Annotated in this window: 17 protein-coding genes and 1 tRNA gene; 11 read left to right on the top strand and 7 right to left on the bottom strand. The window is 33.3% G+C overall.

Annotation, left to right across the window (positions count from 1 at the left end):
- The first annotated feature begins 414 nt into the window (after positions 1 to 414).
- Genes K9N40_08045 through K9N40_08035 form a run of 3 tightly spaced genes read left to right on the top strand, consistent with a single transcriptional unit; the run spans position 415 to position 2,589 of the window.
- Positions 415 to 1,113, top strand: a complete 699-nt coding sequence (locus K9N40_08045; protein ID MCF7814414.1) for a hypothetical protein — start codon at positions 415 to 417, stop codon at positions 1,111 to 1,113.
- Positions 1,114 to 1,728: an ATP-binding cassette domain-containing protein gene (locus K9N40_08040; GenBank protein MCF7814413.1), complete on the top strand. Its 615-nt coding sequence runs from the start codon at positions 1,114 to 1,116 to the stop codon at positions 1,726 to 1,728.
- 33 nt (positions 1,729 to 1,761) lie between these two features.
- Complete coding sequence (locus K9N40_08035) at positions 1,762 to 2,589, top strand: ABC transporter permease (protein MCF7814412.1); 828 nt, start codon at positions 1,762 to 1,764, stop codon at positions 2,587 to 2,589.
- Here K9N40_08035 and rsmA read toward each other — a convergent pair.
- Together rsmA and hslO are read right to left on the bottom strand one after the other, a co-directional pair.
- On the bottom strand, positions 2,582 to 3,373 hold the full coding sequence (gene rsmA, locus K9N40_08030; GenBank protein MCF7814411.1) for a 16S rRNA (adenine(1518)-N(6)/adenine(1519)-N(6))-dimethyltransferase RsmA: 792 nt from the start codon (positions 3,371 to 3,373) through the stop codon (positions 2,582 to 2,584). The two genes, K9N40_08035 and rsmA, sit on opposite strands and share 8 nt — an antisense overlap.
- Positions 3,373 to 4,254, bottom strand: a complete 882-nt coding sequence (hslO, locus tag K9N40_08025; GenBank protein MCF7814410.1) for an Hsp33 family molecular chaperone HslO — start codon at positions 4,252 to 4,254, stop codon at positions 3,373 to 3,375. Before hslO ends, rsmA begins: the two co-directional genes overlap by 1 nt.
- 169 nt (positions 4,255 to 4,423) lie before the next feature.
- On the opposite strand from hslO, the gene K9N40_08020 reads away from it, so the two are divergent.
- A tRNA-Asp gene (locus tag K9N40_08020) sits at positions 4,424 to 4,500 on the top strand.
- A 486-nt stretch (positions 4,501 to 4,986) separates the two neighbouring features.
- On the opposite strand, the gene K9N40_08015 is transcribed toward K9N40_08020, so the two are convergent.
- Genes K9N40_08015 through K9N40_08005 form a run of 3 tightly spaced genes read right to left on the bottom strand, consistent with a single transcriptional unit; the run spans position 4,987 to position 9,234 of the window.
- Positions 4,987 to 5,355, bottom strand: coding sequence for a response regulator (locus K9N40_08015; GenBank protein ID MCF7814409.1), 369 nt, complete (start codon positions 5,353 to 5,355; stop codon positions 4,987 to 4,989).
- Positions 5,355 to 8,783: a PAS domain S-box protein gene (locus K9N40_08010; GenBank protein MCF7814408.1), complete on the bottom strand. Its 3,429-nt coding sequence runs from the start codon at positions 8,781 to 8,783 to the stop codon at positions 5,355 to 5,357. Before K9N40_08010 ends, K9N40_08015 begins: the two co-directional genes overlap by 1 nt.
- Positions 8,784 to 8,799: 16 nt before the next feature.
- Positions 8,800 to 9,234 carry a response regulator gene (locus K9N40_08005; GenBank protein ID MCF7814407.1) on the bottom strand — a complete coding sequence of 145 codons (435 nt, stop codon included), beginning with the start codon at positions 9,232 to 9,234 and terminating at the stop codon, positions 8,800 to 8,802.
- 146 nt (positions 9,235 to 9,380) lie between these two features.
- Here K9N40_08005 and K9N40_08000 point away from each other — a divergent pair, with 146 nt between their 5' ends.
- Positions 9,381 to 9,815, top strand: coding sequence for a transposase (locus K9N40_08000; protein MCF7814406.1), 435 nt, complete (start codon positions 9,381 to 9,383; stop codon positions 9,813 to 9,815).
- Positions 9,815 to 10,624, top strand: coding sequence for a transposase (locus tag K9N40_07995; GenBank protein MCF7814405.1), 810 nt, complete (start codon positions 9,815 to 9,817; stop codon positions 10,622 to 10,624). Before K9N40_08000 ends, K9N40_07995 begins: the two co-directional genes overlap by 1 nt.
- A 387-nt stretch (positions 10,625 to 11,011) precedes the next feature.
- On the opposite strand, the gene K9N40_07990 is transcribed toward K9N40_07995, so the two are convergent.
- The gene (locus K9N40_07990; GenBank protein ID MCF7814404.1) at positions 11,012 to 15,427 is read right to left on the bottom strand and encodes a PAS domain S-box protein; all 4,416 of its coding nucleotides are present in this window, start codon (positions 15,425 to 15,427) and stop codon (positions 11,012 to 11,014) included.
- A 655-nt stretch (positions 15,428 to 16,082) separates the two neighbouring features.
- On the opposite strand from K9N40_07990, the gene K9N40_07985 reads away from it, so the two are divergent.
- The 5 genes from K9N40_07985 to K9N40_07965 are packed head-to-tail and all read left to right on the top strand — an operon-like array spanning position 16,083 to position 24,517.
- Entirely contained in the window at positions 16,083 to 18,479 is a 2,397-nt protein-coding gene (locus K9N40_07985; GenBank protein ID MCF7814403.1) for a type I restriction-modification system subunit M, read from the top strand.
- The gene (locus K9N40_07980; protein ID MCF7814402.1) at positions 18,473 to 20,299 is read left to right on the top strand and encodes a restriction endonuclease subunit S; all 1,827 of its coding nucleotides are present in this window, start codon (positions 18,473 to 18,475) and stop codon (positions 20,297 to 20,299) included. The genes K9N40_07985 and K9N40_07980 overlap by 7 nt, the downstream gene beginning before the upstream one ends.
- Before the next feature lie 11 nt (positions 20,300 to 20,310).
- A complete protein-coding gene (locus K9N40_07975) occupies positions 20,311 to 23,325 on the top strand; it encodes a type I restriction endonuclease subunit R (protein MCF7814401.1) in 3,015 nt (1,004 codons plus the stop codon).
- The gene (locus tag K9N40_07970) at positions 23,325 to 24,026 is read left to right on the top strand and encodes a M48 family metallopeptidase (protein ID MCF7814400.1); all 702 of its coding nucleotides are present in this window, start codon (positions 23,325 to 23,327) and stop codon (positions 24,024 to 24,026) included. The genes K9N40_07975 and K9N40_07970 overlap by 1 nt, the downstream gene beginning before the upstream one ends.
- Positions 24,027 to 24,040: 14 nt before the next feature.
- Entirely contained in the window at positions 24,041 to 24,517 is a 477-nt protein-coding gene (locus K9N40_07965; protein ID MCF7814399.1) for a hypothetical protein, read from the top strand.
- Here K9N40_07965 and K9N40_07960 read toward each other — a convergent pair.
- Positions 24,498 to 25,028 (bottom strand): hypothetical protein (locus K9N40_07960; GenBank protein ID MCF7814398.1); only part of this gene is annotated, 531 nt, incomplete at its 5' end. The genes K9N40_07965 and K9N40_07960 overlap by 20 nt on opposite strands.

The following is a 25,028-nucleotide window of genomic DNA, read 5'->3' as shown; positions in this document are numbered from 1 at the left end:
ATAGTCGTGGTGTGGATAGTGTACACTTTAGATAAATTTCAGACTTATCCACGATTTGACACTATTTTTCACTTATGTTTTTCTATTCTCGCTTTATGAAAATGTTTCATAACTTTTCATAAAACATGTTACACTACCTTTTGAAGTAGCTTTCCTGAATTTGCCAGCCATGTCAAAACAAATTTCCTGATATTAACGATCTTCCAAAAAAGAATTTTGACAAACACTGGAATATTTTAAGTTTGGAATTAATTTAAGTTTAGATATTATATTTGAATAATGTGATGTTAGAGAATAAATTTATAAATGATAAAATTGATAGTCACCCGAGTTTATCGAAGGGTTTGGCATAAACCGAAATGGCTTGCCATATACTTCGACAGGCTAAGTATGACATCTAAAAAATGAGGTAAAATGAAAAATAAATTAGTAGTAGTAATTGGAGCTTATGGCAGTGGAAAAAGTGAATATTCCATTAATTTGGCCAAAGAATATCAACTACAAGGTGAAAAAGTTACTTTAGTAGATTTGGATGTAGTTAATCCTTATTTTCGCAGCAGAGATGTGCGAGAAAATTTTGAAGGAGAAGGAATAACGGTAATAGCCCCGGAAGGTGAGTTTAAACATGCCGATCTGCCGATGCTTTCTCCCAGAATCATGGGTTCAGTAGAAAATCTGGAAAGTACTGTTATATTGGATGTCGGCGGCGATCCAACCGGTTGCAGAACTCTGGCACGATATGTACAGAAAATAAAAGAACGAAGTTATGAAATGCATTTTGTGGTTAACACGAAACGACCTTTCACTTCCGATAAAAACGAAATAATAACCATGAAAAACAGCTTGGAAGGTGTAGCGAATTTGAAAATAACACATCTTATCTGTAACACAAATCTGATGGAATATACAGATGAAGAAACGATAACAAAAGGTGTGAAAATTTTGAATAAAGTGGCTGAAGATACAAATCTGATCTTTGAAAAATATCTTGTTCTATCTACTTATGATGAAAAAATTCCTGATAATATCCTTGGAAAAGAAAAGCATGTTCTGAAATATTTTTTGAACAAACCCTGGGAAGTGAGAAATCGGGTTAATATCCAGGGAATTTAAATGATTGAATTTCGTAATCTCTCATTAAAAGTGAAGAATCGTGTACTTTTTGATAACTACAATCTGAAGATCAAAAAAGGTGAAAAAATAGTCATAACTTCTATTTCGGGAAAAGGTAAAACAACTCTATTCAGATTACTTTTAGGATTTCAACAACCAGACAGCGGAGAAATATTGATTGATGGAAAACAGCTTAATCCCAAATCTTTAATAGAATTACGCAGTTTTTTTTCTTATGTGAGTCAGGATGTTGATCTGCAGAAAATAACTTTGGATGAATTATTGGATGTAATTTTTTCTTACGATGTGAATAAAGATCTGGAAAGAAATGACAAGAAATTATTCGAATTATTGGAAAGATTCAATCTGAATGAAGAATATCTCGAGAAAATAATTCCGGAACTTTCCGGTGGCGAAAGACAACGCATCGGACTGATCATCTGTTGTCTGTTGCAAAGACCGATCTGGCTGCTGGACGAACCAACTTCCGCTCTGGATCAAGAAATGAAAAAACTCGTTGTAGATCATGTGATGTCTTCAAATTCTACAGCATTAATAATTTCTCACGAAAAAATGTGGTTAGAAGCGCAAAACATCAGAGAGGTGAAATGGTAGAATGGGTGCAAATGATAGTGGAGAGGGAAATTAATGGGTGCAAATGATATAAGTATTTTTTCCATTGGATTTCTGCTGTTACTGCTTCTTCCGATTTTTTATATCGGTTATAAACTAAAACTACGTTTCAACAAAAGAGTTATCATTTCTGTTGCTCGCATGATCCTGCAGCTTGCGTTTGTAGGATTTTATCTGCAATATCTTTTCAAATTCAACAACTCCTGGCTCAATTTTGCCTATCTTCTTATCATGATAGCAGTTGCATCTTTCTCTGTTCTTCATTCTGCGAATTTTAAAATTGTTAAATTTATAATTCCAATCTTTATCTCGATACTCATTCCCCAGGTTCTCATGATTCTATTTTTTAACAAATTTGTAGCAAATATAGATAACATTTTCAATGCTAAATATCTTGTTCCTATTGGTGGAATGCTGCTGGGAAATTGTTTGAAAGGCAACATAATAGCACTAAACAATTTCTGGGATAATATCAGAGAAAACGAAAAGATATATATGTACGATCTGGCTTTGGGAGCGAATCGATATCAAGCATTAAAACCTTTTGTAACTAAAAGTATTCTGGCTGCAACCAATCCCACTATCGCTTCGATTGCAACGATTGGACTTGTTTCACTTCCCGGTATGATGACCGGACAGATTTTAGGCGGATCGGTTCCATTGGTTGCCATCAAATATCAAATCGCTATAATGATCGCCATTTTCATAGCACAATTTTTCAGTGTTCTGCTTTCTATCTTCTTCTCAACCAAGTTAGGATTCGATGGTTTTGATATGATCAAATCTTCTCTTTTCAAAACTGTTAAGAAGAAGAAAAATAAAAAAGTTTTAACCACTAGTTGATGCCAGGAAAAACAAGCTTATAAAGCTCGATAAATTCCTCTTCCGTCAGTGTCTCCCCTCTTCTTTTCAAATCAATTATTCCTGTTTTCTGAATTTGCTCGATCTTTTCCACAGAAATCAATTCACGAAGATTTCTGCGCAGCATTTTACGGCGATTCCTAAAAGAAGTTTCCACAATTCTCCAAAAATATTTTTCATTATCTATTTTCGGTTTATCCAACCTTGGAATTAAACTGATAACTGCAGAATCAACTCTTGGTGGTGGCTTGAAGACATGTGGTTTTACTGTGAATTCATATTTCACATCAAAATAGTACTGCATTTTTAATGTAAGAATTCCGTAATCTTTGGTTCCAACTTTGGCATTGATGCGTTGTGCAACTTCTTTCTGGATCATCACCACTACTTTGGAAAAATGATCAGCGAACCTGGAAACTTCAAATAGAAATGGTGAAGTAATTTGATAAGGAAGATTCGCAACTATTTTGATTTTTTCTTGTGAAAAATATTCATTCCAATTTGCTTTGAGAATATCCTTCTTAATTAATTTTATTTTATCGTCAAACTTATTTTCCAGAATATCGTAGAGAGATGAATCGATTTCAAAGCAGGTCAAATTTGCTTTCCTTTTTAGAAGCTCTTCAGTAAGAATGCCCATTCCCGGGCCTATCTCCCAAACAGCATCTCCAGGTTGGATTTCTGCAATATCAACGATTTTGCGAATGATATTTTTATCTTTCAGAAAATGCTGTCCCAAGCTTTTTTTGTGATGAAAGTCCGTCATTACAATTCCGCTAAAATTTTCTTAATTTTATCTTTTCCAAATTTATAATCTTTGTTGCAGAAATGACAATGAACGTTTAATTCTTCATTTTTTTCGATAGCTTCCTGCAGTTCCTTTTTGGAAAGTAGTTTCAATCCCTTTTCAAATTTTTTAGAAGAACAATCACATTTATAATTTGCATCCATCTCTTCCAGAAATATCGGATCAAATCCTTTCAAAATAAAATCTGAAATTATCTTTTCTATAGAAAATCCCATATCCATCACATCAGTAAGATTTGGAAATTTAGCCAGATTCTCTTCTAACTGAGAAATAACTTCTTCAGGAGTTTCCGGCATAAGCTGAACCATGAAACCTCCAGCTTGTCGAATTGTTCCATCAGGTTCTATCAACACTCCCAATCCAATCGAAGAAGGAATCTGTTCTGAAGCTGCAAAATAGTAAGTTAGATCTTTGGCGATCGTTCCATATTTTAGTTCAACCTGCCCCATATAAGGATTTTTCATGTTCAGATCTTTGATTATTGTTAGCATTCCATTTCCAATTGCAGCAGCAACATCGATCGAATTGGTTTGCGGATTTAAGGGTAATTCTGTTTGAGGATTATTTATATAGCCTTTCACATTTCCAATTTTATTTGCAGTAACCAAAGCTTTCCCAACTGGTCCATCTCCATCGATTTTGATAGTTAGTGAATCTTGTCTGGATTTCAGGTCAATACCCAACATCAGAGCTGCTGAAAGCAATCTTCCCAACAGGACGGCATTGGTAATTGATAAATTGTGCAATTCAAATGCTATTTTAACTGTTTCTGTAGAATTTACAGCAAAAAACCTGATATATTTATTTTTTGTGATACCGCGTAAAATCTTATCTTTCAAAACACTTCCTCCTGCATCAATAAAGGACATTTCGGTTTAATCTGCAAACTTGTAAAGATAATTTTATCATGTATTTTTCTAATTTTGTGAAATATTAAAAAAAAACTTTGACACATAAAACCCACCTTCATAAAAGTGCTCTCGTGTTAAATATAAAATGAGAAATTTTGGGGGCGTAGTTCAGTTGGTTAGAACGTCTGCCTGTCACGCAGAAGGTCGCGAGTTCGAGTCCCGTCGCTCCCGCCATAATAGATAAAGCCGATCGGAGAAGTCTGATCGGCGTTTTTGTGTTTGAGGTTATTATTAAAAAGTGACACCTTAAATAAAAAGTGACACCTTAAATTTCAAAAAGTGACAGCATGATTTCAATTTTAACATTATGTAAACCACTTCTCAATCAGCTATCAATCTATTTTATAGACATTTAAAGCTATTTACAGTCCCAAATTGCAAGTGATTGCAGTTCTTCATAGGTTTACTTCAAGTGATTGCAGTTCTTCAATTTAATGCCACCATATCTTCACAGTGAAAAAACGATTACTATCCTTTCATAACTCTTTATTATCCCGATAGATATAAAATCGACTTGCAAGTGTCTGCAATTCTTCATAGCTTGATTTGTGAAGAAATGGTGTCACAAATGCAATTTCGGTAGTCATGAGTTGCTATCTTCAAACATATTAAACTTTTATGCTCACTAAATGTCCTATGCAAGTGATGGCAGTTCTTCATTTATTTTGATCTATTTTTTTTATCTAATATTTCTATTATCTTCATTATATTAGCTGGTTTCTCTATAATTGCTAAATAACTGGTCTCTTTTATTCTATCAAACAGCACATCATAGCCATAACCAGTCATATAAATAATATCAATTTCATTAGCGAATTCGTTAACCCATTCTGCTATATCTATTCCATCTTTATCGCTCTTCAGATTTATATCAGTTATTATTAAATCAGGTTTTTGGGTTCTAATTAATTCAATAGCTTCATTATAATTAGATGCAATTCCCATAATTTCAAGTCCTAAATCTTTGAGGTCGTATGCTAAAGCTTTTGCTATAATTACTTCATCTTCTATCAATAGTATTTTCTTCATCATACCCTCACATCATCTAAATTATTTGGGATTACCAATCTCCATTCCAATCCATTATTACTTACATATGTCAATTTTCCATCCAGTTGTCTTTCACAAAGCATATATATTGTTTCTAATCCTAAATTAGATACTTCTTGAATATCAAAATTCTTTCTCAATCCCACTCCGTCATCTCTTATCGACAAAGTAATCATTTTATCTTTATTAATATCTAGCTTAATTTTCACATTGCCTGTTTCACTGTTTGGCCAAGCATATTTGTAAGAATTAATCAATATCTCATTTATGATCAATCCTAAAGGTATTGCAATATCAATTATTGTAAATACGCTCTCCATATTATAGTTAAATCGAATTCTTTTGTTTTTATTTCCATAGCTGCTTATTATAAGTTGACTTAAGTCATAAATGTATTCTTTTAAATTTATTCTTGATAGATCTTTAGATTGGTAAAGTTTACTGTGTACTAAAGACATTGATTCAATTTTTAGCTTTATCTCTTTTAATATCTGAAAAAGTTCTTCATTTTTACTTGTTCTAGCTTTAAGAGATATCAGGGATGTTATCACCTGCATGTTGTTTTTTGTTCTATGATAAAGTTCCTTAATTAAGGTTTCTCTTTCCGCAAGATCTTTTTCTATTTGATGTTGTGCTTTTTTCAGTTCGGATATATCTACCACAAATCCTTCAAAATAGTTTGTATTCCCCTCTTCATCTTTATATGATTGGGAAGTTAATAACACCCACAAAGCCGTTCCATCTTTGTGCTTATATTGTACTTCTACGTTGTATACTCTGCCTTCCCCTTCTTCATCATAAATCCTTATCAATCGCTCTCTTTCAGTTTTATCAAGATATAAGTTTTCAATCGTTCCCTCGTTCAAAAGCTCAGATGTATTCGTATAACCAAGCATCTTTGCCAATGTTTCATTCACTAATAAAAATTTCCCATCCCGTCTGGTTTGATAAAAACCAATTGGAGCTAGTGTAATAATATCTCTGTATTTCTTCTCGCTTATCTGCAATTCTTGTTCAACTACTTTGCGTTTAGTTATATCTTGTACTGTACCCCTTAACTTGATTACCTTTCCATTTTGTTGTATTGGCTGCATTGTTGCAAAACAATATTTAATTTTACTTTTGGGTACGTGCAATGTCAGATCATATTCAAATGCTAATCCTTTTTCGATTGCATTGGTTTTATATTCTCTTAATAGCTCAGCTTGCTCTGGTTCATAATATTTGCTCTCCGCTTTTATCGAAGGTGGTCCCAGTTTTATTGGTCTCTCATATATTGTATAAGTTTCATCTGACCAATACAATTTACCTGTGGCTATGTCGAATTCCCAACTGCCTATTTTTCCCATTTTCTGTGCTTCCGATAACAGTGCTTCACTTTCTCTAATTTTTTCAAATGCTTTTATTTGTCTGCTTTTAAAGTTTATTATTAATACAAGTTCTTTAAGTGCTTCTATCTCATATTTATCCCATATTCTTTTATTCCTGCACTCTGAATAAGTAAAAATACCTTTGGGATTTCCTGCTTCTCCATAAGGCATTGCCAAATATGAATATATATCATCTTTCTTGAATTTCTTCTCTACATATTGCTTTATTCCGGGAACCAAATCATCTGGCAAAACCACATATTCTTTTCCATAAAGCATTTTAGCCATAGCTGGCTTTATCGATCTGTTTTTAGAAGGTCCTGCTTCTGGTTGGTACCATTGATTTTCTACTACAAACTTGTTTTCATTATTATTCAGGCTTAGGAATGTTGCTCTACTTATATCCAAAGCTATACCTACTTGCTTAAGCATATCTTTTATTAAATTAGGTTCTGTGCTGGTAGTATCACTGGCAATTTTCCAAAGATCGGCACGTATTTTCTGAAATCTAGATCGTTTCTTGATTAATTCTTCATTTCTTTTACGGGTTGTTATATCTCTTGCAGTGCTTATTATTGCTGCTTTTTCTCCATATTGAAAAACTTGTGAATTTATCTCCACGGGAATAACCTTACCATCTTTAGAACGATGTGCAGATTCGAATATATGCTTTCCTTTTTCCTTTAAGAATTTTATTCTTTTCTCCACAAGTGCAGAAAATTCTTCTGCATCAATATCAGATGGGGTCATTTTCATCAATTCACTTTTACTATACCCCAGCCTTGTGCAGGCTATATCATTCACTTCTAGCATTTTTCCTTTCAAATCATGAATGAATATTGCATCACCTGTATTATTAAATAGATATCTGAATTTCTCCTCACTGTGTTTAATTTTCTTTAGGGCTTCCTTCCTTTCTGTTATGTTTTCTACTACTGAAAGGATTCTGTTAATAATTCCTTCATCATCATGCAATGGTACAGTTTTATATAGCTGATATTGGTTATTTATAAGCAACTCGAAGGTTTGTTCCTGCCCTTCAAATGTTTTCAGATAATGCTCTTTAACAATTGGCGTTTGTTCACCAAAAACCTTTTGCAGATCTAATCCGATAAAACTATTTGGATCAAGGTTCTGTTTTTTAAATTCCTGTCCTGCTGAATAGCCTACTTTCAGGTCTTTCTCTATGATAGAGATAAATGAGTTCGGATAATTCTCTGCCATAGTTTTTAGCAATCTTTCTCTGTCTCGTCTTTCTTGCTCAGCTCTTTTTCGTTCTGTTATATCTGTAAAAAAACCTATGTGATATTTTCTTTTATCTATAAGTGTATTAACGCTCTTTATTTCCACGTAAAATATTTTTCCTGTTTTATCAATGCAGGGAATATCGGTTGAGAAGTTCTTTTTATCCATTATGCAGTCTTCCAAGTCTTTTTTCATTAATTCCCAATAAAACTTTGGATGTATATTTTCTGCATATAAATCTAATAATTCATTCTCCGCATATCCAAACATTTCACAAACTGCCGGATTGGCAAAAGCAAATTTTCCAGTCTCTATATCAATCGCCAATATTCCTTCAGCAGCTGTTTCAAAAAGGCTCCTGAACATGATTTCACTTTTTATTAAGTTTTTTTCTGCTAATCTCTTCTCGTTTTCAATACGTTTCTTTTCTATTGCACCAATTGTTGCAGAATTCAACCTTTTAATATGTTCTTTAATAACATAATCATCGGCTCCTGCTTTCATACATTCCACAGCAGTATCTTCGTTCATCGATCCTGTTAAGATGACAAAAGGTACATGAGGTCTTCTCTCTTGTGTTATTCTCAAAGCCGTTAATCCATCAAAATCTGGTAGTTTATAATCTGAAATTATTACATCTGGATGAAAATTCTCGAGTGCATTAATGAATTCCTCTTCAGTATCCACTACTTCAAATTTTGATTTTTCATATACTTTTTGCAATTCTCTCATTGTTAGTTCTGCATCAGTTGGAAGGTCTTCCAATATTAAGATTTTAGTTTCTTTATCCATATTTTCCTCGCTAAATTTAACATGGTTTCTCATTCACAACAAGCCAATATAAACCCAATTGACAAATAGTTGTCTTAAAATCATTAAAATTTACTGGTTTCACTACATAGCTGTTAGCACCCAGTTCATAAGCAGTGCTGATGTCTGGGTCTTCTTTGGAAGATGTTACTATTATCACAGGTATCTTTTTTGTTTTTTTGTTAGTTTTCAATAACTTCAATATCTCCAAACCATTCATTTTGGGTAATTTTAAATCTAAAAATATTACTTTTGGAAGGTTATTTTGCTTTTTAGGTTCAGATGTTTTAGAATTAAAAAAATATTCCACAGCTTCCTCACCATCCTCCAACAATACTAAATTGTTAGCCAGTTTATTTTCTTTTAATGATCGTATCATCAACTCAGAATCGTTTGGATTATCTTCTATTATTATTATTTCGAACTCTTTCATCTCCTAACCTCCTTATTTGTTTTTTTTTAATAAGCATTTTGCATATCAGATAACTCATTGCAATAAAATGAGTTATAGCACATAAAAAACTTGACACACCTCCTATAATGTAAATTATTGCACCATAATAAATTAAGAGGTGTTTTATGAATTATAAGCGTATCTTCGAACAATCAGAATTTAACTTCAAATACTCAGAACCGGATATGAATACACCCATGGTTCACGATTATTATGAGATGTTCGAAAATCTTGATTTGAGCTTCATTCCCCGATATTCGGATAAATCAGGCAGCAAAGGCTATGATCAACATTCCATGATCAAGGCTTTGATTATAAAAGCTTTGGAAGGTTATCGATCAAATCTGCAGCTTATCCGAGAGATCAAAAGTAAACCATTTCTCTGCGAACAGATCATTGGTTTTAAGGATGGTAACGTTCCTGATGATTCCACTTTTAGTCGTTTTCTCAATAAACTCGATCCTGAACTTCTGAGAGAAGCATTAGCCAGAACGAATAAAAAAAAACTTCGAAAAGCGGCAAAATTGCTGATATCATTGCAATCGACTCCAAACCAGTAATGGCGAATACTCGTCATAATAACCCAAAGGCTTTCAATCGAAACTTGAGTAAGAAAAACATAAAACCCGATAGAAATGAAGAAGCAACCCTTGGCTATTACTCTGCATCTAATGATGAATATACGGATAAAAAAGTTGCCTTCTTCTATTGGGGATATCGGCTTCATTTGATCGTTGATGCACAAAATGATAATCCGCTGACATACAAACTGGAAGAAAATAACAAGAAGGATTTCAATGTTGCTCCTGCCTTGTATTGTTCTCTGGCTAAACATTATCCGTCTCTTTATCAAAGCGGTTTATCGCAAGTAGCTGATAAAGGTTATCATGCTGAAAAGGTGTTCGATGCTTTCAATCTACTATTTGATGGAAAGTCAGCAATACCAACAAACTTCCGAAACTCAAAATTCAGACCATTACAAGTTCCAACTTGTGACGCTGGGATTAAGATGAGTTGCGGTGGCTCCTGGTATGATGAAAAACAGGATAGATACAGGGTTAAATTTGTCTGTCCAAATAAGAGGCAAACATGTCAGTTTCGTAAATCCAAACATGGCTGCTCAAAATACTTCCAAGTTCGAAAACCATATCCGGGACAAATTCAGCCTTTCACTGAAAAGTTCGAGAAAATCTATCCTTATAGGCAATCTGTAGAAAGAGTTAATTCTTTCCTGCAAACTGTTGGTTTGGAAAGACCTAAGTGCTTCTCAAAAAGATCAATAGAAAATCTCATTGGTATGGCACTTTTAGGAAAAGCATTACAAAACAGCATCAGAAAAAAGAATATCAATCTAAAAGAAGCTGCTTAATCTTACTCGAATTCTTAAAGTCTGTCACGGGATAACTACGCCCAAATCCACTTATTTTTATTTAAAGAACTTTAAAATTTACTATTTATCTTAAAATCTATCGAATCAAAATCAATTTGTCTTTTTAAACTCGATAATCAGTTTAATCCGTTATTATCTCACTCTATTTTCTGCTTATTTTGCAGAATCCTTGTTTTTTTTTAATGACTTCTGCATAATTCCCACTCAGTCTTTGCGAAGAATCTCTCAAAGGAATTCTGCTGAAGCAATCTATCCTGTTAATTAATTGATAATTATAGAGATTGCTTCGTTAGCACCTGCAAGAAGCTAACTCGCAAAGACCACACTCAATGCCTTTTTTTCAGAAAACACTCAATTATGCAGAATTCATGTTTTTTTAATTAACGGTAAAGAAATACTGAATTCTGCACCTTCATTTACTTTTCCTTCTGCCCAAACTTGCCCATTGTGTCGTGAAATGATCCTTTGTACAAGAGCCAGTCCTACTCCTGTTCCGCTAAATTCTGTATCTTTATGCAATCGCTGAAATACTCCGAATAATTTGTCTATGTATTTCATATTGAATCCTGCTCCGTTATCTTTGATAGTATATATCACATGCTGCTTTTCTACTTTACCGGATACTTCTATAATTGCATTATCTTTTTTTGAAGTAAATTTTATTGCATTCAATATCAGGTTACTCCAAACAATCCTGAACAAACTTGTATCACCAAAAACACTGGGAAGGCCATTGAGGATAAACTTAATTCGTTCTCTTTCGATTTCATCAGTTAATTCAAAATATATAGAGTTAACCATATTAGTCATATCTATTTCCGAATAATCCAATTGCTTTCTTCCTACTTTGGAAAATGATAATAGATCATCGATTAACTGCCCCATTTTTTGCGCATTAGTTGTTATTACAGATGCTATTCTCTTTCCTTCTTCATCAAAATTTTTCCCATAATCATCTACTAAAATTCTTGTAAATCCGTCTATTGCTCTCAATGGCGCTCGTAAATCGTGAGATACTGAGTAACTGAATGCTTCTAACTCTTTATTTGCATTTTCAAGTTGTTTGGTCCTGTCTATTACTCGCTGCTCAAGTTCAGCATTCAGTTTCTGGATTTCTTGTTCTATCTTTTTACGTTCAGCATTCACAAATAACTGTGATATAAGGTTTGTAAGAGAGCTAGCCAGCGATTCTTCATCAACATGCCATTTACGCTTCGGACCTCTATGTTCAGCAGATAAAACGCCAATTATTCGTCCATCGTGATGAATGGCAGAATCAAGCATAGAACTTATTTGGAGTGGTATAAAATAACTCTCATTTAATTCCTTTGTGCGTGGATCGTTCTGTGCATCATCGGCATCAATCTGGCTGTCTTTATATAGTGCTTCAAAATAGGATGGGAATTCAGCTGTATCCAATACTTCTATTTGTGAATCAAAACCAGAAGCAGTATCAAATAACATTTTGCGTTTTAATAATTTATCATTATCAGTCAACAGCCAGACACTAGTCCTTTCAACTTTCAAAATTTTAGCAAGTTGTGTAGTTAATATTTTTAATGCCTCATCGACAGGTTTGTTTACAAGTGCATCTTCAAATGATAGTTTTGCAATAAGATTACGCTGCATTTTTACACGTTCTGCACTTTCTCTTATGAGTTCTTCTGTCTGCTTTCGCTCACTTATATCCTGTGCCAAAATAGCTATATCTACTCCCATTGGTACAACAACCAGGCGGAGCCATGTTTCTACCGAAAGTATTTCATCTGCATAAATATCTTCCAGTATTTTTGATTTTCCTGTATTAGCTACATCTTTATATGTTTCAAATAGGATTGTATCTTTATGAGAAGGGAATAGATCGAGTAGACGTTTGCCAATTATATCTTTAGGTTCAGTTCCATTAATTTCTGCAATTGTCTGATTCTCGAAAATCCAGATAAAATCAACGATTTCATTTTTTTCATTTCGCAATGGGTGGAGAATAGTGAATCCATCAGGAGAAAATTCCTGTGCAATCCTGAATCGTTCTTCACTTTTACGTAAGGCTTCTTCTGCCTTTTTCCTATCAGTATAGTTGTTCGTTACACCCATAACCTCAATGACATCACCATACTCATCAAAAAGTGGTACGCACGTGATTCTTAGATTAAGTATATCACCGTTTGGAAGGCTTAGATCAGTATCCAGAACTTTTAAATTCCCTGTATTGAACGATTCCTGAAGCATTGGTACATAGACATTGTAAACTTCTGGAGGCCAGACCTCTTCTTCCAGTTTTCCTATAAAATCAGACACTGGTCTTCCAGTGAGTCTAGTTGTGGCTTCATTGATGAATTGTATTTTTAATTCCTTATCGTATATCACCACTACATCAGGGATATTTTCAAGAGCACGATTTAAACGATTTTCACTTTTTTTAAGTGCTTCTTCTGCCTTTTTTCGTTCTGTAATATCCAAAAAAGTTACAGCACATTGATTTGCTGCAGCTTGGAAGGCAGAAACTGAATAATAATACCCTAACAATTCTGAGCCCTGTTCAAACTGAACTGATTTTCCAGTAAGTGCAACCTTTGAATAAGTTCCTATCCAATCAGCTTCATCCTTTTCTATACCAGGTAAAACTTTAGTAAGTTTGCACCCGGCTGCATCTTTTAAGTTCAAACCCGTTGTTTTTTTAAAACCTTGGTTGGCAGTTACAATTAATAAATCTATTGGATCACCTTGATCGTTCTGAATAACTTCGAAAAGCACAAATCCGGCATTCATGTTCTCAAAGAGGGATCGGTATCGCTTTTCTGATTCGATGATTCTTTCTTCCGCCTGCATGCGCTTGGTGATGTCTTCCAGGAAACAAACAAACTGCCCTCCATCGAACGGTTGATGTTGAATATTTATTTCTACATAATACTCTGTACCGTCTTTTCTGCGATGTCTTGTTTTAAAGCGATCAGAACCATTTTCTAATATTCTGTTTATATGGTTTTTGATGTCTTCTCGAGATTCAGAAGCCTCCACATCACTAATATTCATGGTCAATAATTCATCTTTATCGTAACCACTCATCTGGCAGTAAGCATCATTTACTTCTACGAAATCACCTTGCATATTAACTATCCAAAAACCATTGAGAGCTGTTTTTAGAATTGTTCTGAGTTTAGTTTCACTCTTTTTCACTGCCTGTTCAGTTTGTTTATGCAATGCAAGTAATTTAGATTGTTTTATTGTAGCATAACTAAGAGATGAGATCACTCCTGCCAATTTTGAGTAAAACTTCATTCCCGAATCAATATCTTCCTTACTAAATCGTGGTACTTTGTATAAGGCTTCTATATAATTTTTTTCATCAAATCCATATTTTTCAGCCTGCTGGCGGAATAGATCATCGTCTGGTTCTTCGTCATCATGAAGATATTGACCAATAAAGACATTACCCATATGCTTTCCACCCACAATTATAGGTGTTACCATATCCCACATGTTGTTTTTGCATCGATAAGCTTTAAATGTTCCTATCTCTACTCCGCTTGTAAGTATTGTATCACTTTCAATACAATTCTTCAAAGTTTCAGGATTGCATCTATGGAATTTTGTACATATATCCTGCCAGCCAACAGCTACTAAAACTTTGCCGTTTATATCTAACACAGCACCCAGCATCCCTGTTAATCTGTAAAAGTCATCCATCATGGATTGAAGTAATTCTATATCAACTATATCCGATAATTCCAGGTCTTCAATATCACCTTCTGGTTCCATTATTGAATTCAGTTTCTTTCTGATTGTTGCTTCACTTTCTTGCAAGGCAATCTCTGCGCTTTTTCTTTCGGTTATATCATTTACAACAGTTATAAAATATTGATTTATCTCATTCATATCTTTTTGTAAATAAGTAGAAACAGAAGCCCAAACTATATTTCCGTTCTTATCTATATATTTCTTTTCAAAGTTTGCTTTGTTAATTTCACAATTCAATAATGAGTTTATTATTCCCTTTGTTTCTGCTATTTCATCAGGATGTGATATGTCTTCCCATTTTATTCCTTTTAATTCCTGTTCACTATATCCCAGCATCTTACAAAAAGCTTCATTCACGTTTATAGAACCGTCTATGCCTGTCATCGATATAGCAACAGGTGAATTTTCAAATAATTCTCTGAATTTTCGCTCGCTTTGTTTTAAGGCAGCTTCATTTTTTTTTCTTTCCGATACGGCCTTATTTTTATTTTTCTGATCAAGAATTATCATTCCAAGCAGTGTTGTTGAAAGTGTAAATAAAACCAATACTGGCGCAGCAATCCTTACTATTACTTCATAACCAAGACCAGCAGGTAATGTTAACATTTCTGTAAGCATTGCTAAATGAACTATAAAACCCATTACAGTAATTGAAATAATGTTCAATTGTATCTTATCAGCTCTGTTTAAAAAACGAAAAATCAAACCAATTAGGGCAGAGGTTAAAATTACGATCGTTCCTGTTATAGCACCAGCACCTCCTAACCAGATTCTATACATTATAGCAATTAGAGCTGATACTCCCGCAGTAATAGGACCACCCATTAATGCAGATATACTTATGATCACTGAACGCCCGTCAAATACTATACCTTCTGCAAATGTATAAGGATTCATCATTCCAAATAATGCAATAATTCCAAATAATCCGCCGAATATCAATTTTCCCCGAAATCTTTCATCTGAAATATATTTCGAAAACACAGCATAAAGAACGGCTAATGTCAAAATCAACGTTAAATTATTTATTAGGTCTATAAACATTTCATCTCCAATATGTACAGTTCAGAAGTACGATATTTAATTATTAAATATAGGCTTACATTATTTTTGTTTTATCTGGATGGTTTGATCTTGTTATGTTACCATGCATTATTCTCTTATGCATATGAACTCCTTTCTCTCTCATTTTCTAAAAACTTATAATCTTTTCATGTGTCAATTAATTTCACGGTTTCGGAGTCGGCTTCTCGATTATCGAGAAACGATCTCCTTCTAAGAGTCGGCTTGTTTTATTCTTCCTGAATCTCTTATTAACAAACGATCTCTCTTTCACCTTTTCCAAGAGACGGTTTCTGAGTTTATGAAGAAACGATCTCCTCTTCTTTCACATTAACTTAAGGTTGGTTCATAGACTACGATTCTGCGGAAGCCAGCTATGATAAGACCTCGAAGGATGTTGATACGTCCTACGCAGCATCTGCAGTTAAATTCTTTTTTATACAGAATTTAATCTTGCTCCAATCCAGTTGAGCAGAAAGTTTTTTATACCCTTGATTCTGATAATTAATACTTCTCTTGGGAGTATTAAGATTACGTAACAGTATAAAGTAAATCGAGTTATCCTCAGGTGACACAGAATATCATTGACGGTATCACTTGATGGATAATTAATGAAATAAAAAAACTCGGGGAGAACATGGCAATAAAGAAGACTGAGTTATACAGCTCATTATGGAAAAGTTGTGATGAATTACGAGGAAGTATGGATGCATCACAATACAAAGATTACGTTTTAATCTTACTTTTCCTAAAATATGTAACTGATAAATATTATAAAAAAGATGATGCGATAATATTGGTTCCCACTGGTGGTAGCTTTCATGATTTAGTTAAGTTAAAAAATAACAAAGATATTGGAGAAGGGCTAAATCAGATTATTGCTAAACTTGCTGAATCTAATCAACTCGATGTAATTAAAGCAACTGACTTTGCCGATGAAAATAAACTTGGTAAAGGCAAAGAAATGATAGACAGGTTAACTAAGCTTGTTTCAATCTTCGAAAACCCTGCTTTAGATTTTGGTAAAAACACTGCTGAAGGTGATGATATACTTGGTGATGCTTATGAATACTTAATGCGTCATTTTGCTACTGAATCTGGAAAAAGCAAAGGACAGTTTTATACTCCTGCAGAAGTCTCGAGAGTTATTGCTAAAATTATAGGGATTAAAAGAACTACACATCAAACGAAAACTGTTTATGATCCGACCTGTGGAAGCGGTTCATTGTTACTTAAAGCTGCTGATGAAGCAGCTAATGGTCTTTCAATTTTTGGTCAGGAAAAAGACAATACAACTGCAGGTTTAGCTAAAATGAATATGATCCTGCATGGCGATCCATATGCTGAAATTAAAAATGCCGACACAATTACCAATCCTCAATTCCTTAATGATAGGGATGGTTTAAAGAGATTTGATTTCGTTGTTGCTAATCCACCATTTTCAACAAAATCTTGGAGTAATGGGATCATCCCTTCCGAAGACAAATACAACCGTTTCGAGTTTGGAATACCACCTGCAAAAAATGGTGATTATGCGTTTCTCTTACATATTCTGGCTTCATTGAAAAATGATGGAAAAGGAGCTGTTGTATTACCTCATGGCGTTCTCTTCAGAGGTAATGCAGAAGCAAGAATCAGAGAAAACCTTATCAGGAGAGGGTTGATTAAAGGCATTATTGGTCTACCAACAAATCTCTTTTTTGGAACTGGAATACCAGCTTGTATTATCGTCCTCGATAAAGAAAATGCTCATGCTCGAAAAGGCATTTTTATGATTGATGCGAGCAAAGGTTTCATGAAAGACGGCAATAAAAATCGTCTTCGTGAACAAGACATTAGAAAGATAGTTGATACATTTAATCAAAGGCTTGAAATCACCAAATACTCAAGAATGATAGGAATTGATGAGATTGAAAGTAATGAGTTCAACTTAAATATTCCCAGATATATCGATACTCAAGAAGATGAAGATATCCAAGACATTTTGGCTCATTTAAAAGGTGGAATACCAAAAGCTGATATTGATGATTTAGAACACTTTTGGAAAGTTTTTCCAACACTAAGAAAAACACTCTTTAGCGAATTTGCACAAAATGCTGGATACAAGCAATTGAACATCAATGTGGAAAGACTGAAGCTTGAGCTATATAGTCATCCTGATTTCACTAAATATGCTTTAGAAGTAGATAATTGCTTTGCAAACTGGAGAAAGAATAATGAAGATACTTTGTCTAACATCTCAGACAATGACCATCCAAAGGATTTATTAAAACTACTTGCAGATGATATTCTTGTAAAATTCTCAGAGCTTCCACTAATTGATAAATATGATGTTTATCAATCGCTTATGGACTACTGGCATGATACTATGCAAGATGATGTTTACTTCCTTGTTTATATTGGTTGGAAAATCGTATTAGAACCAGTTAAAATCAGCAAAAAAGTAACCAGATATATCTGTGAATTAATTCCAGATTCTTACATGCATAATCGATATTTCAAAGAGCAGAAAGACGAAATTGATTTACTTCAAGATGAGTTAGAAGAACTTAACAATCAGAAGCTTCAATTGGAAGAAGAAAATGCTGGAGAAGAAGATGTTTTTGATGAGTGCAGACCAAAAGATAAAATTACAAAAACAGCTTTAAATGCTACTATAAAGAAATATAAAACAGAATCTGGTTTTGAAGAAGAACTCGAGATTTTGCTTCAATATGCTGTACTTTTAGAAAAAGAATCTAAAACAAAAAAAGCAATCAAAGAAAAAGAACAGAAACTTTATGAAATGACTTTAAAGAAATACAGGGATCTTTCTGTTGATGAAATTAAAGATATTGTGATAAATGATAAATGGATGACTGCTTTAAACTATGCTGTAAATGAAGAGATGGAGAGACTTTCCAGCTTTCTTTCCAGAAGAATGAAAGAACTCTACACACGTTATGAAACTACTTTACCTGAGCTGGAAAATGAGGTGAAAACTCTAACAAAAAAAGTAAACTCTCATTTAAAAAAAATGGGGTTCAAATGGTAAGAAAAAATGTTCCTCAAGGTTTTAAGCAAACTGAAATAGGAATGATTCCTCAGGAATGGGAAGTTCAACTTTTAGAGGACTTAACAACAAAAATAGGGGACGGAATCCATTCAGTACCATACTATATCAATACAGGAGATTATTTATTTATAAATGGGAATAATCTAAAAAAAGGTAAAATAGTATATGATGAATTTACAAAAAGAACGACCAAAAATGAGTTTTATAAATATAAAAGAGATTTAACCAAAAGAACCATTCTTCTTTCTATTAATGGAACTATCGGTAACATTGCTTTTTACAATGATGAAAAAGTAATCTTAGGAAAAAGTATAGCATACATAAATGTAAATAATAAAATAGAGAATAAATATTTATATTATTTTTTGCAAACTTCACATGTTTCTGACTTTTTTAATAATGAGTTAACCGGATCGACAATTAATAATCTGGGATTATCGTCAATACGAAATACACCTATAATTCTGCCAAATGAAATGGAGCAAAGATCCATTATAGAAATTCTATCTAACATCGATCAATTAATTACTTCCTTAGATAAATTGATTGAAAAGAAAAAGATGATTAAAAAGGGAATGATGCAGGATATACTGACTGGACGAAGAAGATTAGATGGATTTGATAGTGAATGGACAACTGAAAAGCTTGGAGATATTGCAACAATTTCTGGTGCAGGTGTTGATAAGAAGACAAATGAGAAAGAGTTACCAATAACTTTGCTAAACTTTTTAGACGTACATAAGAATAATTATATATATAGATCTCAAATGAATCATTTAGTAACAGCAAAATCTACTAAGATAGCTCAGTGTAACGTATTAAAAGGAGATATATTTATTACTCCATCATCTGAGCTTCAAAATGATATCGGAGTAACTGCTATTTCTATGGAAAATATGGAAGATGTTGTATATAGTTATCATATCAATAGAATAAGATTAATCAAAAAATTTAATATTTTGTTTAGTTTATATATGTTTAAAACAAGTTCATTTTTAAAACAAGCTAATGTTAAATGCGAAGGAAGTGGAAAAAGATATGTTATTTCATTAAAAAGTTTCAGAGATATGGAATTGTTTTTTCCAGAATCTTTAAAAGAACAAAAAGCAATCGCTGAAATACTATATGATATGGATTCAGAAATTTATCAATTAGAAAGAAAACTATCTAAATACAAATTTATTAAACAAGGTATGATGCAGAAGCTACTAACTGGACAGATTAGATTGATTTCTAAACCAAAGCATAATAAAGCAATAAACGAAGCAGTTTTAATTTCTGTTCTATCTCACTACTTCGGATCAGAAGACTTTCCTTTGGGTAGGAAACGATATACAAAACTCTCATATTTGTTTCATCGACATACTGATGGTAAGATAGAAGACTATGTAAAGAAAGCCGCAGGGCCATACAATCCAAAGACTAAATACGAAGGTTCGGAAAGAATTGCTCTTCAAAAGAGTTATATGGTAAAACATAAAAGAGATAAATTTGCAGGTTTTATTTCTGGAAGTAATTTCAATGAAGCTGAATCTTATTTCCTCAAATGGTATGATCAAGACTCACTTAATTGGCTTCTGCAATTTAAGAAAAACAGAAATGATTATTTAGAACTTTTAGCAACTGTGGATAGCGCTATTATTGATCTTAAGAGTAAAAATACTGTTATAAATGTAGTTAATATAATTGGATATATAAATAATATTGAAGAATGGAAACCTAAATTAGAAAGAGATATTTTCGCAGCTAAGAGCATAGAAAATGCATTAAATAAGTGTTTTGAACTTTTTGACTACTAATAGGGGTTATTATGGGTACAGTTGGAGCTCCTGAAATTGATACACAGATAAAAGTAATCCAGCTTTTTAAAAATGAGCTTGGTTATGATTATTTGGGAGATTGGAGAGACAGGGATAATAGTAACATTGAAATTGAATTACTTACAGATTATCTTAAATCAAAATCTTATTCAGAAAAACTTATCGGAAAAGCGATCAAAAAAATCAAAAGTGAGTCCAATAATTTAGCAAAGGGTTTATATACAGCAAATCAAGAGATTTATAACCTTCTGAAGTATGGAGTTAAAGTTAAAGAAGAAGTAGGAGATCACTTCCAAACAGTTTACCTAATCGATTGGGATAATTTCAGGAGTAACCATTTTGCAATTGCAGAAGAAGTCACCATCATTGGCAAACATAATAAAAGACCTGATATCGTTCTATATGTGAATGGTATTGCTTTAGGAGTTATCGAGTTAAAACGCAGCAAAGTATTTGTTGAAGAAGGTATAAGACAAAATCTTGATAATCAATCTCCAGAATACATAATGCCTTTTTTTACAACTATCCAGTTAATTATGGCAGGGAATGAATCTCAAGGTCTAAGATATGGTGTGATCGAAACTCCCCAGAAATATTATTTGGAATGGAAAAGACAGGATTTTGATGATAAGCTTTACGATCATTTGAAAGAGTTATGCAGCAAAGATAGATTACTGGAATTGATTCATGATTTTATCATATATGATGCTGGAACAAAAAAGATTAGCCGTCATAATCAATATTTTGCAATGAAAGCTTCACAAGATCGAATTGCTAAACGAGAAGATGGAATTATCTGGCATTCTCAGGGAAGTGGAAAAAGTATAATTATGCTTTTCCTTGCTAATTGGATTTTGCTAAATAAAACTAATTCAAGAGTACTTATTATTACCGATAGAACAGAATTAGATGAGCAGATCGAATTAAACTTCAATAATGCTGGAAGAGAACTGGCGAAAGCTATAAGTGGAAAAGACTTACTGGAAAAATTGAACCAAGCTTCTCCATCTGCCATATGCTCTTTAATACACAAATTCGGAGTCCATGAAGAAGATGAAGTAGTTGCAGATTATATAAAAGAGTTATTGGCAAAAACTCCTGATTTCAAACCTAAAGGTGATATTTATGTGTTTGTAGATGAATGTCACAGAACTCATTCCGGTGAATTACACAAAGCTATGAAAACAATACTACCTAATGCCATGTTTATTGGTTTTACTGGAACTCCTCTTCTTAAGAAGGATAAGCAAAAAAGCATCGAAGTGTTTGGTAGCTATATTCATACTTATAAATTCAATGAAGCTGTTGAAGATAAGGTGATATTAGATTTAAGATATGAAGCAAGGGATATTGATCAAAGAATCAATAATCAGCATAAGATCGATCAATGGTTCGATGCCAACACTAAAGGTTTAACCGAAAATGCAAAGATTCAGTTAAAGAAGCGTTGGGGAACAATGCAAAGAATCCTAAGTTGTCAGGATCGTCTCGAGAAGATTGTCGGAGACATAATCTTTGATTTTTCCATAAAAGATAGACTCTCAGATGGGACTGGAAATGCTATGTTGGTTTCTGGCAGTATATATCAAGCCTGTAAACTATATGAGCTTTTCTTGAAGCATGGATTCAAAAAATGTGCAATTGTAACTTCTTATGTGCCCAGTATTACAGACACTAAAGGGGAAACAACAGGTACGGGGCAATTATCTGAGAGATTGTATAAATATGAAATTTATCAGAAAATGCTGAATGGTGAAACCACAGAGGAATTTGAAAAAGAAGTTAAAAAGAAATTTGTAAAAGAACCCGGGCAGATGAAGCTTCTTATTGTTGTAGATAAACTTCTTACTGGCTTCGACGCTCCAAGTGCAACATATCTTTATCTCGATAAGAAAATGCAGGATCATGGTTTATTCCAAGCAATTTGCAGAGTTAATCGATTGGATGGTGAAAGCAAAGAATATGGATATATAATAGATTATAAAGATTTGTTTAATAGCCTTGAAAAAGCTGTAGATGATTACACTGCAGAAGCATTCGACAACTATGATAAAGAAGATGTTGCAGGACTTCTTCAAAATAGATTAGAAGATTCTGTTAAAAGGCTTGATGAGTCATTGGATGCTGTAATTGCTGTTTGTGAACCAGTAGAATACCCAAGAGACCTTAATGCTTATGCAAGATATTTCTGTGGAGACACTCAAGAAAAACTATCGAAAAATGAGAAGAAAAGGCAGCTATTTTACAAACTTGTTGCTTCTCTGATTAGATCTTATGCAAGTATTGCAAATGAGATGGAAGAAGCTGGCTATACAGAAGAAGAAATTATTCGAATTAAAAAAGATGTTAGTCACTACACTTCACTACGAGATGAGATTAAAATTATAAGCTCAGATTATATTGATATCAAAGCATATGAGCCTGCTATGCGACACTTAATTGATATGTATATATCAGCAGATGATAGCGTGGTATTGTCAGATTTTATGGGTATGACTCTCATTGATTTAATCATTAATAATGGAAAAGATATTTTCGAAGTTATGCCCAAAGGGATAAAAGGAAACAAGGAAGCTTCTGCAGAGACAATTGAAAATAACATGAGAAAAATAATCATTGATGAAATGCCAACTAATCCAGCATACTTTGATAAAATGTCTACGCTTTTAGAAGAACTCATAAAACTAAGAAGAGAGCAAGCTATACAATATGCAGAATATCTCGATAGAATAACAAAACTTGCTTCTGCTATTAAAAATGGAAGTCAGAATCATTATCCTGAGATGATCAAATCACAAGCCTTGAGATCGTTGTATGATAACTTAAATCAAAATGAAGATTTAGCCATTAAGCTTGATGAATCAATAAGAGCATCAATTAGAGATAATTGGCGAGGAAATCCAATTAAAGAACGTGCAGTAAAGTATGCTGTTAAGAAAATGTTACCTGATGTTGAATTAGCTAATAAGCTTTACAATATCGTTAAGGAGCAAGCTGAATACTAATGGAAACTATTTTAGTATCAGATTTATCAATTGATGTCATCAGAAAGGATATTAAAAACATACATCTTACGGTTTATCCTCCAAATGGTAGGATTAAAGTTTCTGTGCCAATCCATGTTGATAATGATTCTCTGAGGCTTTTTATTATATCGAAGATGACCTGGATTAAAAAGAAGTTAAAAGAACTAGAAAACCAAGATCGTCAAAGTTTTAGAAGATTTGTTTCTGGTGAAAATCATTATTTCTGGGGTAAAAGGCATATCTTAAATGTGATTTATCAAAAAGCCCCTTTACCCAATAAGGTTGTTATTAGAAATAAGAAATATATTGATTTATTTGTCAGAGAAAATTCAAATCTTGCTATTAGAAAAAATGCTTTGTATAGCTGGTACAGATCTGAATTGAAGAATGCAATTCCACCTTTGATAAAAAAATGGGAGAATAAACTAAATATTTCAGTTAGCGACTGGGGTGTTAAAATTATGAAAACCAAGTGGGGCACTTGTAATGCCAATGCAAAACGAATATGGCTCAATCTTGAATTGATAAAAAAGCCAAGACATTGCCTTGATTATATTGTCCTGCATGAAATTATTCATATATTAGAAAGAACACACTCTGATCGCTTCAACGAATTAATGGATGAATACTATCCAAACTGGAGAACCGTTAGGAAAGAGCTTAATGAGTTTATATTATAGTAAGGAGTTCTATTATGAGTGAATATTATTGTAGAAAATGCCGACAATCTATGACAACAAATGCTGTTGACCCACAATTAGTGAATCTCACAAGTAGTTTTAATAATAATTATTTACTGGGTAAATTTGAGAAACACTATAATAATTCTGGCAGTTATAATATCAATACTGTATTTAAAAAAGATGATTTTGAAAATCAATCTGATTATGATATTTATGAGCATTATCATTATTTAGCATATGTTTCTGGTAGTTTAGAAATTGATAATCAGCGCAAAAAAAATCTGGTATTGTGTTTTGCTAAACCGACTGGTGATGAATATATTCATGGCATCAAAGCAGGACAATCTGAGGCAGTAAAATTAGTTCTTTTCGATAACGCTAATAAAATCCATGCTTTCCCGACATCTTCTGCTTATTTAACAACTGTAAGATGTAAAAATTGTGGATGTAAGTTGGAAATCTACGATCCTAATACACAATCTCCGTAGTCGTCCTGCACTTCCAATGAAATGGCGGAAACGGAGTATGATTTCCGGAAACTCCAATCGCTTTCCCATGCGGATCATACTCAACCTGCTTGTCCGATACCCAAGGCGCAATTTCCTTTGTCATTTCTCTAACTGTTTCCAATGAATGTTTTTGAGTATCGATATTCATAAGCTGCTCCATAGTTTCAATCGCATTATCCAGCGGATAAACTTTATCCTGAGCAGCCAATGCCCGACAAATCTCAGAAGTTCGATCATCCAAGACAACTACTAATCGATATCCAACAGCTCCAGCTTTTCTGTAGCCTTCCAGCCTGCCAAATTCTCGCACTCTGAGAGCTGTATGCTCTGCTAATCCCTGCCAATAATGAGCCGATTTCTCACCCAGATGCTGAAACTGCTCTTTGAGCTTATCTGCCAGCATCTCTCTGGTATAACCGGAAGATACAGCTTCTTTGAGAGTTTCTTTGAATCCAGTTTCAATATCAGTTCCGTATCTGTTGCCTATCCA

The sequence above is a fragment of the Candidatus Cloacimonadota bacterium genome (assembly GCA_021734245.1).
Lineage (GTDB): Bacteria > Cloacimonadota > Cloacimonadia > Cloacimonadales > TCS61 > B137-G9.
Note: the sequence above shows the minus strand (reverse complement) of the source record. Positions and strands in the feature narration are given on the sequence as shown.

What these genes read in the sequence shown, in the direction of transcription:
- K9N40_08000 (MCF7814406.1), top strand. Translation starts at nt 9,381, where the DNA reads ATGAATTATAAGCGTATCTTCGAACAATCAGAATTTAACTTCAAATAC.
- rsmA (MCF7814411.1), bottom strand. Translation starts at nt 3,373, where the DNA reads ATGACGGACTTTCATCACAAAAAAAGCTTGGGACAGCATTTTCTGAAA.
- K9N40_08015 (MCF7814409.1), bottom strand. Translation starts at nt 5,355, where the DNA reads ATGAAGAAAATACTATTGATAGAAGATGAAGTAATTATAGCAAAAGCT.
- K9N40_07995 (MCF7814405.1), top strand. Translation starts at nt 9,815, where the DNA reads ATGGCGAATACTCGTCATAATAACCCAAAGGCTTTCAATCGAAACTTG.
- K9N40_07965 (MCF7814399.1), top strand. Translation starts at nt 24,041, where the DNA reads ATGAGTGAATATTATTGTAGAAAATGCCGACAATCTATGACAACAAAT.
- K9N40_08005 (MCF7814407.1), bottom strand. Translation starts at nt 9,234, where the DNA reads ATGAAAGAGTTCGAAATAATAATAATAGAAGATAATCCAAACGATTCT.
- K9N40_08045 (MCF7814414.1), top strand. Translation starts at nt 415, where the DNA reads ATGAAAAATAAATTAGTAGTAGTAATTGGAGCTTATGGCAGTGGAAAA.
- K9N40_07985 (MCF7814403.1), top strand. Translation starts at nt 16,083, where the DNA reads ATGGCAATAAAGAAGACTGAGTTATACAGCTCATTATGGAAAAGTTGT.
- K9N40_07980 (MCF7814402.1), top strand. Translation starts at nt 18,473, where the DNA reads ATGGTAAGAAAAAATGTTCCTCAAGGTTTTAAGCAAACTGAAATAGGA.
- K9N40_08040 (MCF7814413.1), top strand. Translation starts at nt 1,114, where the DNA reads ATGATTGAATTTCGTAATCTCTCATTAAAAGTGAAGAATCGTGTACTT.
- K9N40_08010 (MCF7814408.1), bottom strand. Translation starts at nt 8,783, where the DNA reads ATGGATAAAGAAACTAAAATCTTAATATTGGAAGACCTTCCAACTGAT.
- K9N40_07975 (MCF7814401.1), top strand. Translation starts at nt 20,311, where the DNA reads ATGGGTACAGTTGGAGCTCCTGAAATTGATACACAGATAAAAGTAATC.
- K9N40_08035 (MCF7814412.1), top strand. Translation starts at nt 1,762, where the DNA reads ATGGGTGCAAATGATATAAGTATTTTTTCCATTGGATTTCTGCTGTTA.
- K9N40_07990 (MCF7814404.1), bottom strand. Translation starts at nt 15,427, where the DNA reads ATGTTTATAGACCTAATAAATAATTTAACGTTGATTTTGACATTAGCC.
- K9N40_07970 (MCF7814400.1), top strand. Translation starts at nt 23,325, where the DNA reads ATGGAAACTATTTTAGTATCAGATTTATCAATTGATGTCATCAGAAAG.